The organism is Guyparkeria sp. SB14A (assembly GCF_005096345.1).
Taxonomy (GTDB): domain Bacteria; phylum Pseudomonadota; class Gammaproteobacteria; order Halothiobacillales; family Halothiobacillaceae; genus Guyparkeria; species Guyparkeria hydrothermalis.
On sequence record NZ_SWAW01000001.1, the window covers coordinates 210,722 to 221,660 of the forward strand.

The following is a 10,939-nucleotide window of genomic DNA, read 5'->3' on the forward strand; positions in this document are numbered from 1 at the left end:
TTCGTTATTCTTGTACGTTGCCGTGGTGATTTCTCCCGGCGCGCGCAAGGCAGTCGAACGCGCAGAAAAAACCGGTCGGGATCGACCGGCCGGGTTTCGAGCAAGAGGGTGTCAGATGCTTGAAGGCTACATTCCCATCCTGATCTTCTTCGGTGTGGCCACCCTGTTCTCCCTGGGTCTCCTGGTCGTCGGCCAGGTGCTGGCACCCAATCGGCCGGATGCGGCCAAGCTGGATGCGTACGAGTGCGGTTTCGCGCCTTTTGAAGACGCGCGCATGAAGTTCGACATCCGCTACTACCTGGTCGCCATCCTGTTCATCATCTTCGACCTGGAGATCGCCTTCCTGTTCCCCTGGGCCGTCGCGCTCGAGGACATCGGCGGCTTCGGGCTCGCGGCCATGGCCATCTTTCTGGGCGTGCTCGTGATCGGCTTCATTTACGAGTGGAAGAAGGGGGCGCTGGAATGGGAGTAGAAGGCGTTCTGGAGAAGGGCTTTGTCACCACCTCGGCCGACAAGCTGATCAACTGGGCGCGCACCGGCTCGCTCTGGCCGATGACCTTCGGCCTGGCCTGTTGCGCCGTCGAGATGATGCACGCCGGTGCGGCCCGTTACGACCTCGACCGTTTCGGCGTGGTGTTCCGCCCCAGTCCGCGTCAATCCGACGTGATGATCGTGGCCGGCACCCTGGTCAACAAGATGGCGCCGGCGCTGCGCAAGGTCTACGACCAGATGGCCGAGCCGCGCTGGGTGATCTCGATGGGTTCCTGCGCCAACGGCGGCGGCTACTATCACTATTCCTACTCGGTGGTGCGCGGCTGCGACCGGATCGTGCCGGTCGACATCTACGTGCCCGGGTGCCCGCCGACGGCGGAAGCGCTCTTGTACGGGATCATCCAGTTGCAGAACAAGATCCGTCGCACCAACACCATCGCGCGTGCCTGACGGGTACCGGCAAGCACAGGGGTAGCCTGATCACATGAACCTGCAAACGGCCCTCAAGGAAACCATCGGCGATTACATCGTCGATCAGACCTTCGATCGCGGTGAGCTGACCATCGAGGTCGAGGCCAAGCACTGGCGCGAGGTCGCCCAGCGACTCGAGTCGAGCGAGGCCACGCGTTTCGAGCAGTGCGTCGATATCTGTGGCATCGATTACCTCGAGTACGGCCGCGACGAGTGGGCCGGCGAAGAGACGGTTTCCTACACCGGTTACAGTCGTGGCGTCGAGCCCAACACCAGCGGCTGGCTCAAGTTCGGCGACGAGCCGGACGTCGGCGACCTGGGGCGTCCGCGTTTCGCCGTGATCGCCCATTTGCTGTCCTACACCCACAACTGGCGCCTGCGCGTCCGGGTCTACTGCCCGGACGACCAGGCCCCGGTCGTGCCGTCGGTCGTGTCCGTCTGGGCCGGCGTGAACTGGTTCGAGCGCGAGGCATTCGACCTGTTCGGCATCCTGTTCGACGATCATCCGGACCTGCGTCGTATCCTGACCGACTACGGTTTCGTCGGTCATCCGTTCCGCAAGGACTTCCCGTTGATCGGCCACGTCGAGGTGCGCTACGACGACGAGAAGCAGCGCGTGGTCTACGAGCCGGTCTCGATCGAGCCGCGCGTGCTGGTGCCGAAGGTGCACCGTGACGACAGCCGCTACATTGACCTCGACGAGGGCTGATAGATGCCGGAAATCGCCAACTACACCCTGAATTTCGGTCCCCAGCACCCGTCGGCCCACGGCGTACTGCGCCTGGTGCTCGAGATGGACGGCGAGACCGTCGTGCGTGCCGATCCGCACATCGGCCTGCTGCACCGCGCGACCGAGAAGCTCGCCGAGAGCAAGCCCTACAACCAGTCGATCGGTTACATGGACCGCCTCGACTACGTCTCGATGATGTGCAACGAGCACGCCTACGTGCGTGCCATCGAACAGCTGCTGGATCTCGAGATCCCCGAGCGCGCCCAGTACATCCGGGTGATGTTCGACGAGATCACCCGGATCCTGAACCACCTGCTGTGGCTCGGTGCGCACGCGCTCGACATCGGCGCCATGGCGGTGTTCCTGTACGCCTTCCGCGAGCGCGAGGACCTGATGGACTGCTACGAGGCGGTGTCGGGTGCCCGCCTGCACGCGACCTACTACCGCCCGGGCGGTGTGGCGCGCGACCTGCCGGACTCGATGCCCAAGTACCAGGCCTCGAAGTGGCACAGCGAGCGCGAAGTCAATCGCATGAACGAGGCGCGCCAGGGTTCGCTGCTCGACTTCCTCGAAGACTTCACCGACCGCTTCCCGAAGTACGTCGACGAGTACGAGACCCTGCTGACCGACAACCGCATCTGGAAGCAGCGCACCGTCGACATCGGCGTCGTCTCCAAGGAGCGAGCGCTGCAGATGGGCTTTACCGGCCCGATGCTGCGGGGCTCCGGCGTCGAATGGGACCTGCGCAAGCACCAGCCGTACGCGGTCTACGACCAGCTCGACTTCGACATCCCGGTGGGCAAGAACGGCGACTGCTATGACCGGTACCTGGTGCGCGTCGAGGAGATGCGCCAGTCGAACCGCATCATCCGCCAGTGCATCGACTGGCTGCGCAAGAATCCCGGGCCGGTGATGGTCGACGACCACAAGGTCGCGCCGCCGCGCCGCGAAGAGGTGAAGGCGGACATGGAGTCGCTGATCCACCACTTCAAGCTGTTCACCGAGGGCTACACCCTGCCCAAGGGCGAGGCCTACGCGGCCGTGGAACACCCCAAGGGCGAGTTCGGTATCTACCTGGTCTCCGACGGGGCCAACAAGCCGTACCGCCTGAAGATCCGTGCGCCGGGCTTTGCCCACCTGTCGGGGCTCGACGAGATGTCGCGCGGCCACATGTTGGCCGACGTCGTGGCGATCATCGGCACCCAGGACATCGTATTCGGAGAGGTCGACCGCTGATGACCGAGAGCAAACTCCACCTGCTGACCGACCACAGCCGCGAGGAAATCGACGGCTGGCTGGCGCGCTACCCCGAGGACCAGAAGCAGTCGGCCTCGTTGGCCGCGTTGCGGATCGTCCAGCACCAGAACGACGGTCACGTGACGGTCGATCTGATGGACGCGATCGCCGAGTACCTCGAGATGGAGCCGATCTCGGTCTACGAGGTGGCCTCGTTCTACTCGATGATCGAGACCAAGCCCTGCGGCCGTCATCACGTTTCGGTCTGCACCAACATCGCCTGTTCGCTGATGGGCTCGGACGAGATCGTCGAGCACTGCGAGAAGAAGCTCGGGATCAAGACCGGCGAGTCGACGCCCGACGGCCGGATCCTGCTCAAGAAGGAAGAAGAGTGCCTCGCGGCCTGCGGCGGCGGTCCGATGATGCAGGTCGATCACGTCTACTACGAGAATCTGACGCCTGAAAAGGTCGACGAGATTCTCGACAAGCTGGATTGACGCCATGAGTTTCAACTACGTCAGCTCCACCGCGGTCTGCTTTGCCACGCTCGAACACGAGCAGCCCTGGTCGCTCGAGGCCTACCTCGCCTCCGGCGGCTACCAGGCCTGGAAAAAGATCCTCGAGGAGAAGACCGACCCGGCGCTGATCATCGAGGAGGTCAAGACCTCGAACCTGCGCGGCCGTGGCGGCGCCGGCTTCCCGACGGGGCTCAAGTGGTCGTTCATGCCGCGTAACGCCCCGGGGCAGAAATACATCGTCTGCAACTCGGACGAGTCCGAGCCGGGCACGTTCAAGGATCGCCAGATCCTGATGAACAACCCGCACGCCCTGGTCGAGGGCATGGCGATCGCCGGCTACGCGATCGGCGCGACCAAGGGCTACAACTACATGCGCGGCGAGTTCTCGGACCTGGTGTTCCAGCGCTTCGAGCAGGCCGTGCGCGAGGCCTACGAGTACGGCGTGCTCGGCGAGAACATCCAGGGTTCGGGCATCGACTTCGACCTCTACGGTTCGCTCGGTGCCGGGGCCTACATCTGCGGCGAGGAAACCGCGCTGCTCGAATCGCTCGAGGGCAAGAAGGGCCAGCCGCGCTTCAAGCCGCCGTTCCCGGCCAACTTCGGCCTGTACGGTCGGCCGACCACGGTCAACAACACTGAGACGCTGTCCTCCGTGCCGGCGATCATGCGCAACGGCGGCCAGTGGTTCGCCGATCTGGGCGTGCCCAACAGCGGTGGCGTGAAGATCTGGTCGGTCTCCGGCCACGTCAACAAGCCGGGCGTGTTCGAGATCCCGATGGGGACGCCGTTCGCCGATCTGCTCGAAATGGCCGGCGGCATGCGCGGCGGCAAGAAGTGCAAGGCCGTGATCCCGGGCGGCACGTCCTCCCCGGTGATCCCGGGCGAGATCATGCTCGAGACCAACATGGACTACGACTCGATCGCCAAGTCGGGCACGTTCCTCGGCTCGGGCGGGCTGATCGTCATGGACGAGGACACCTGCATGGTCAAGGCCCTGCGGCGTGTCGCTCAGTTCTACTACAAGGAATCCTGCGGGCAGTGCACGCCGTGCCGCGAAGGTACCGGCTGGCTGTATCGCATGCTCAATCGCATCATCGACGGCAAGGGCACGCTCGAGGATCTCGACCGCCTCGACGATGTCGCCAGCAAGATCGAGGGCCGCACCATTTGCGCCTTCGGCGACGCGGCGGCCACGCCGGTACGGAGCTTCATCAAGCACTTCCGTCCGGAATTCGAGTACTACATCAAGCACGGCCACAGCATGGTCGACCGCGCATCCCAGGCGGCCTAAGGCCGGCCGTGCAATCAGGTTTCCAGGTATGAGTGACGAGCAGATTACCTTTGAAGTCGACGGCATGACCCTCCAGGGCAACCCGGGGGACATGCTGATCGAGGTGACGGACAAGGCGGGGATCAACATCCCGCGCTTCTGTTATCACCGCAAGCTGTCGATCGCGGCCAACTGCCGCATGTGCCTGGTGGAAGTCGAGCGTGCGCCCAAGCCGCTGCCGGCCTGTTCGACCCCCATTTCCGAGGGCATGAAGGTCTCCACGCGCAGCCCCAAGGCGATTTCCGCCCAGCGCTCGACCATGGAGTTCCTGCTGATCAACCACCCGCTCGACTGCCCGATCTGCGACCAGGGCGGCGAGTGCGAGCTCCAGGACGTGGCCATGGGCTACGGCGAGGGCGTGGGCCAGTACTCCGAGGCCAAGCGCGTGGTCAAGGACAAGGACATCGGCCCGCTGATCGCGACCGACATGACGCGCTGCATCCACTGCACCCGCTGCGTGCGCTTCGGCGAGGAAATCGCCGGCCTCAAGGAGCTGGGCGCCACCGGTCGATCCGACCAGATGGAGATCGGCACCTACATCTCCAAGAGCGTGACCTCCGAGCTCTCGGGCAACGTCATCGACCTGTGCCCGGTTGGCGCACTGACCGCCAAGCCGTCGCGCTACACGCACCGTCCGTGGGAGCTGGTCCAGCACAAGCACCTCTCCACGCATGACGCGTTCGGCTCGAACCTCTACATCCACACCCGCGAAGGGCGGGTGATGCGGACCGTTCCGCGCGACAACGACGCGGTCAACGAGACCTGGATTGCCGACCGCGACCGCTACGCCTACACCGGCCTGTTCACCGACGATCGCCTGACCCGTCCGATGGTCAAGCGCGACGGCGAGTGGGTAACCACCAGCTGGGAGGAGGCCCTGGAGGCCGCGGCCCAGGGAATCCAGCGGATCGTCAACGAGCAGGGCCCGACCGCGCTGGGCGCGCTGGTCTCGCCGAACGCGAGCCTCGAGGAGCAGTACCTCACCGCGCGCATCGTCCGCGGCATGGGCTCGAACAACATCGACCACCGCCTGCGGCAGACCGACTTCTCCGGTGACGCCGACGACCCGGTCATGCCGTGGCTGGGCATGGACATCCCGGCGATCGCCGAACTCAACGCCGCCCTGACCGTCGGCATGGCGGTGCGCGAGGAGGTGCCGCTGTTCGGCCACCGCCTGCGCCAGACGGCCCTGAACAACCAGGCACGGATCACGCTGATCCACCCGTACCAACAGGATCTCACCTTCCCGGCGCGCCAGGCCCCGAGCCGCGTGGCCGAAGGGGGAGAGCTCGGCAGTTTGCTGGCACTGCTCAAGGCCGCCGGCGGCGAGATCCCGGCGAGTCTGGCCGACCACCCGGTAGCGACGGTCGATGACGCCGCCACCATCGTCGAGGAGCTGAAGACCGCCGAGAACGGCGCGATCTTCCTCGGTGCGGTGGCGCAGAATGCGCCGGACTTCGCCGCGATTCGTGCGGTGGCCGCCGAACTGGCCCGCCTGACCGGCACGCAACTCGGCATCGTCGCCCAGGGCGGCAACGCCGCCGGTGCGTGGCTGGCCGGTGCCGTACCGCACCGGGCCGCCGGTGGGGCCGATGCCGTCGGACTGGGCCGTCACGCCGCCGACATGCTGGCCGAGCCCTGCGAGGCGATGATCCTGCAGGGGGTCGAGCCCGAGCACGATTCCGCGGCCGGCGAGGCGGCCATCGAGCGCCTCGAGCGCGCCGGCTGCGTGGTCGCGATCACAAGTTTCGTCACCCCGGCGATGAAGCGCTACGCCGACGTGCTGCTGCCGATGGGCACGGCCGTCGAGACGGCCGGGACCTGGGTCAATGGCGAGGGTCGTTGGCAGTCGGTCAACGGTGCCGTGCGCTCGCTGGGCGAGTCGCGTCCGGCCTGGAAGATCCTGCGCGTACTGGGCAACCTCCTGGACCTCAACGGCTTTGACTACATGGCCGTCACCGAGGTGCGCCGCGAGGTGCAGACGCACTGCCAGGAGGTCGCGCTCGAGAACAAGACCGCCGCGCTTGCCGAGGCACGCTTCGAGCTGCCCGCCAAGGCCGAGCCGGGCGCCTACCAGCGCATCGCGCCGGTCGCCATGTACGGCATCGACCCGGTCATCCGTCGTGCCACGCCGTTGCAAGGCACCGAGAAGGCCGAGCTGCAGCGTCACGTGCTGGTCAATCCGACCGACGCCGAACGCGAGGGCTGGGAAGACGACATGACCGCGGCGATCGAGCAGGACGGCGTGCGCGTCGAGCTGCCGATTCGCGTCGACCCGCGCGTCACGCCGGGTAGCGTGATCGTGTTCAGCGGCATGCACGCCGGGGAACTGGCGCCGCGCGCCGGTTCGGTCGCAATTCAGGTGGAGGTCGCCGCATGATCACCGAATGGCTTTCCCCGGTCATCGGCTGGATGTCTCCGTCGTGGCAGTACTTCGTGGTGCACGTGCTGCTGACGCTGGTGATCGTGATGCCGATCGTGGTGGCGGTTGCCTACCTGACGCTCGCCGAGCGTAAGGTCATCGGTTACATGCACGTGCGCATCGGCCCGAACCGCGTCGGCCCGCGCGGGCTGTTCCAGCCGTTCGCGGACGTGTTCAAGCTGATGTTCAAGGAGGTGATCACCCCGACGGTCGCCAACAAGTTCATCTTCTACCTCGCGCCGGTCCTGATCCTGGTCGCCGCGCTGGTCGCCTGGGCGGTCATCCCGTTCGATGACGGCTGGGTACTGGCCGACATCAACGCGGGTCTGCTCTACGTGCTGGCGATCGGGGCGGCCGGCGTTTACGGCGTGATCCTGGCCGGCTGGGCATCCAACTCCAAGTACGCGCTGCTCGGCGGCATGCGCTCGGCGGCTCACAAGGTCGCCTACGAACTGGCGATGGGCTTTGCCCTGGTCGGCGTGCTGATGGTTTCCGGCAGCCTCAACCTGTCCGAGATCGTGCGTGGCCAGGAGGGCAGCATCCTGCACTGGTACTGGCTGCCGTTGCTGCCGATGTTCGTGGTCTACTTCGTCTCCGGCGTGGCCGAGACCAACCGCGCGCCGTTCGATATCTCCGAGGGGGAATCCGAGATCGTCGCCGGCTTCCACGTCGAGTATTCGGGCATCGCCTTCGCGCTGTTCATGCTCGCCGAGTACGCCAGCATGATCCTGATCTCGGCGCTGACCGCGGTCATGTTCCTGGGCGGCTGGCTGTCACCCTTCCAGGGCACGTTCCTCGAGCCGGTGTTCGCCTTCGTGCCGGGTATCGTCTGGTTCCTGCTCAAGATTTCGTTCCTGCTGTTCGTCTTCATCTGGTTCCGCGCGACGTTCCCGCGTTTCCGCTACGACCAGATCATGCGTCTCGGCTGGAAGGTCTTCATTCCGGTGACGATCCTCTGGATCGCGGTGGAAGGCGCGTTCTTCTACTTCGAAGTCGGTCCCTGGTTCTAAGAGGTTCCTGCGATGAACGCGATCAAGCATTTCTTCAAGACGTGGTTCCTGTGGGAACTGTTCCTTGGCATGTCGGTGACCGGCAAGTACTTCTTCGGTCACAAGTACACCGTGCAGTACCCCGAGGAGAAGACCCCCCAGTCGCCGCGCTTCCGTGGCCTGCACGCGCTGCGCCGCTACGCCAACGGCGAGGAGCGCTGCATTGCCTGCAAGCTGTGCGAGGCGGTCTGCCCGGCACTGGCGATCACGATCGAATCCGAGCAGCGCGAGGACGGCACCCGCCGCACCACGCGCTATGACATCGACCTGTTCAAGTGCATCTACTGCGGCTTCTGCGAAGAAGCCTGCCCGGTCGATTCCATCGTCGAGACAAGGGTTTACGAGTACCACTTCGAGAATCGTGGCGAGAACATCATGACCAAGGACAAGCTCCTGGAAATCGGTGATCGCCTCGAATCGCAGATCGCGGCCGACCGCCTGGCGGACGCCGCGTACCGATAAGGCATCAAGGCAACGGGCGCGCGGGTCGGTGGTCGTGGTAACGTCGCGCACCGGCCAGGGCCCCCGGCCTCGAACAACGAACGGAACAACGGTCAACCGGTTCAGGGGCGGGCGCCCGCTCCCAGCAGAAGGATAGTCATGTCGCTCTATCAGATCCTTTTTTACGTGTTCGCCTCGGTCGCGGTCGTCGCCGCGATTCGGGTGGTGACGGTCAAGAACCCGGTGCACGCGGCACTGTTCCTGGTGCTGACGTTCTTCTCCACCGCGCTGATCTGGATCCTGATGGAGGCGGAGTTCCTCGGCATCGTCCTCCTGCTCGTCTACGTCGGCGCGGTCATGGTGCTGTTCCTGTTCGTGGTGATGATGCTCGACGTGAACATCGCCCCGCTGCGTGAAGGCTTCATCAAGAACCTGCCGGTGGGCGTGTTCGTCGCGCTGGTGATGATTATCGAGCTGGCATTGATCCTCGGCCCGGCAAGCTTCGGCCTGGAACTCTACCCGTCACCGGAGCCCGCGCCGGCCGATGCGGGCAACACGCTCGCCATCGGGCAGGTGCTTTACACCAAGTTCGTCTACCCGTTCGAGATCGCGGCGTTCATCCTGCTGGTCGCCATCGTCGCGGCGATCGCGCTGGCGCACCGCCGTCGGCCGGGGGTCCATTATCAGGACATCGATGCGCAGGTGCGCGTGCGTGCCGAGGATCGCGTCCGCATTGCCGAGCTGGATGCCGACAAGACGCGCCGTGGCGATGTCGCGGGCGACTCCAAAGCCAACCAGGATAAGGAAACGTCATGATCAGCCTGTCCGAGTTCCTGATCTTCGGCGGTCTGCTGTTCTCGATCAGCGTCGCCGGCATCTTCCTCAACCGCAAGAACGTGCTCGTGCTGCTGATGGCCATCGAGCTGATGCTGCTCGCGGTCAACGTGAACTTCGTGGCGTTCTCGCACTTCTCCGGCGATATCGACGGACAGGCGTTCGTGTTCTTCGTCCTGACCGTGGCCGCCGCCGAGGCGGCGATCGGTCTCGCCATCCTGGTGACGCTGTTCCGCAATCGACGCACGATCAACGTCGAAGACCTGACCGAGATGAAGGGCTGATTCAATGGAAAAGGTTTATCTTGCCGTCGTACTTGCCCCGCTGATCGCCTCGATCATCGCGGGCCTGTTCGGACGACAGATCGGTCGGTCGGGCGCGCACTGGGTCACCATCATCGGCGTGGCGATCGCGCTGGCCGCGTCCCTGTACGCCTTCTACATGCACGTCTTCGGCGGGCTGGCGACCTTCGACGGGACCGTCTACACCTGGATGGCCTCCGACCTGTTCGAGTTCAACATCGGTTTCCTGGTCGACAACCTCACCGTGATGATGATGGTGGTGGTTACCGCCGTCTCGCTGATGGTGCACATCTACACCATCGGCTACATGCACGATGACCCCGGCTACCAGCGCTTCTTCAGCTACATCTCGTTGTTCACCTTCTCGATGCTGATGCTGGTGATGTCGAACAACCTGCTGCAGTTGTTCTTCGGCTGGGAAGCGGTCGGCCTGGTCTCCTATCTGCTGATCGGCTTCTGGTACAAGCGCGAGTCGGCGATCTTCGCCAACCTCAAGGCCTTCCTCGTTAACCGGGTGGGGGACTTCGGCTTTCTGCTCGGTATCGCCGCGATCCTCGCCTATACCGACTCGCTGCACTACGCCACCGTGTTCGAGCGGCTGCCCGAGCTGGCCGACATCACGGTCGAGTATTGGCCGGGCGTCGAGTGGTCGCTGATCAGCGTGATCGCGATCCTGCTGTTCATCGGCGCGATGGGCAAATCGGCGCAGGTGCCGCTGCATGTGTGGCTGCCGGACTCCATGGAAGGCCCGACGCCGATCTCGGCGCTGATCCACGCAGCGACCATGGTGACCGCGGGTATCTTCATGGTGGCGCGCTTCTCGCCGCTGTTCGAGCTGTCCGACGCCGCGCTGTCGTTCATCCTGGTGATCGGTGCCGTGACCGCGATCTTCATGGGCCTGCTGGGTATCGTCCAGCACGACATCAAGCGCGTGATCGCCTATTCGACGCTCTCGCAGCTCGGCTTCATGACCGCGGCACTGGGCGTGTCGGCCTACAGCCCGGCCCTGTTCCACCTGATGACCCACGCCTTCTTCAAGGCGCTGCTGTTCCTGGCGGCCGGCTCGGTGATCATCGCGCTGCACCACGAGCAGGACATGCGCAAGATGGGGGGG

General features: G+C 64.8%; 12 protein-coding genes. All 12 read left to right on the forward strand.

Annotated elements, in window-relative coordinates; translation table 11 throughout:
- Nucleotides 1-115: 115 nt before the first annotated feature.
- The gene (locus tag FAZ79_RS01010; protein ID WP_136866053.1) at nt 116-472 is read left to right on the forward strand and encodes an NADH-quinone oxidoreductase subunit A; all 357 of its coding nucleotides are present in this window, start codon (nt 116-118) and stop codon (nt 470-472) included.
- Nucleotides 463-942 (forward strand): NADH-quinone oxidoreductase subunit B, encoded by a 480-nt coding sequence (locus tag FAZ79_RS01015; protein WP_058575719.1) that lies wholly within the window; start codon nt 463-465, stop codon nt 940-942. The genes FAZ79_RS01010 and FAZ79_RS01015 overlap by 10 nt, the downstream gene beginning before the upstream one ends.
- A 34-nt stretch (nt 943-976) precedes the next feature.
- Nucleotides 977-1,672, forward strand: a complete 696-nt coding sequence (locus FAZ79_RS01020) for an NADH-quinone oxidoreductase subunit C (protein WP_136866054.1) — start codon at nt 977-979, stop codon at nt 1,670-1,672.
- A gap of 3 nt (nt 1,673-1,675) precedes the next feature.
- Nucleotides 1,676-2,929, forward strand: coding sequence for an NADH-quinone oxidoreductase subunit D (locus FAZ79_RS01025; protein ID WP_136866055.1), 1,254 nt, complete (start codon nt 1,676-1,678; stop codon nt 2,927-2,929).
- Nucleotides 2,929-3,426, forward strand: a complete 498-nt coding sequence (locus FAZ79_RS01030) for an NAD(P)H-dependent oxidoreductase subunit E (protein WP_136866056.1) — start codon at nt 2,929-2,931, stop codon at nt 3,424-3,426. Before FAZ79_RS01025 ends, FAZ79_RS01030 begins: the two co-directional genes overlap by 1 nt.
- Nucleotides 3,427-3,430: 4 nt before the next feature.
- Nucleotides 3,431-4,738, forward strand: a complete 1,308-nt coding sequence (gene nuoF / locus FAZ79_RS01035) for an NADH-quinone oxidoreductase subunit NuoF (protein ID WP_136866057.1) — start codon at nt 3,431-3,433, stop codon at nt 4,736-4,738.
- 28 nt (nt 4,739-4,766) lie between these two features.
- On the forward strand, nt 4,767-7,157 hold the full coding sequence (gene nuoG, locus FAZ79_RS01040; RefSeq protein WP_136866058.1) for an NADH-quinone oxidoreductase subunit NuoG: 2,391 nt from the start codon (nt 4,767-4,769) through the stop codon (nt 7,155-7,157).
- A gap of 32 nt (nt 7,158-7,189) precedes the next feature.
- Nucleotides 7,190-8,209, forward strand: coding sequence for an NADH-quinone oxidoreductase subunit NuoH (gene nuoH / locus FAZ79_RS01045; protein ID WP_136866079.1), 1,020 nt, complete (start codon nt 7,190-7,192; stop codon nt 8,207-8,209).
- 12 nt (nt 8,210-8,221) lie between these two features.
- Nucleotides 8,222-8,710 (forward strand): NADH-quinone oxidoreductase subunit NuoI, encoded by a 489-nt coding sequence (gene nuoI / locus FAZ79_RS01050; protein WP_136866059.1) that lies wholly within the window; start codon nt 8,222-8,224, stop codon nt 8,708-8,710.
- Between the two features lie 138 nt (nt 8,711-8,848).
- The gene (locus FAZ79_RS01055) at nt 8,849-9,505 is read left to right on the forward strand and encodes an NADH-quinone oxidoreductase subunit J (RefSeq protein WP_136866060.1); all 657 of its coding nucleotides are present in this window, start codon (nt 8,849-8,851) and stop codon (nt 9,503-9,505) included.
- Nucleotides 9,502-9,807 carry an NADH-quinone oxidoreductase subunit NuoK gene (gene nuoK / locus FAZ79_RS01060; RefSeq protein ID WP_058575727.1) on the forward strand — a complete coding sequence of 102 codons (306 nt, stop codon included), beginning with the start codon at nt 9,502-9,504 and terminating at the stop codon, nt 9,805-9,807. The genes FAZ79_RS01055 and nuoK overlap by 4 nt, the downstream gene beginning before the upstream one ends.
- Before the next feature lie 4 nt (nt 9,808-9,811).
- A partial coding sequence (nuoL, locus tag FAZ79_RS01065) for an NADH-quinone oxidoreductase subunit L (protein WP_136866080.1) occupies nt 9,812-10,939 on the forward strand: 1,128 nt, incomplete at its 3' end.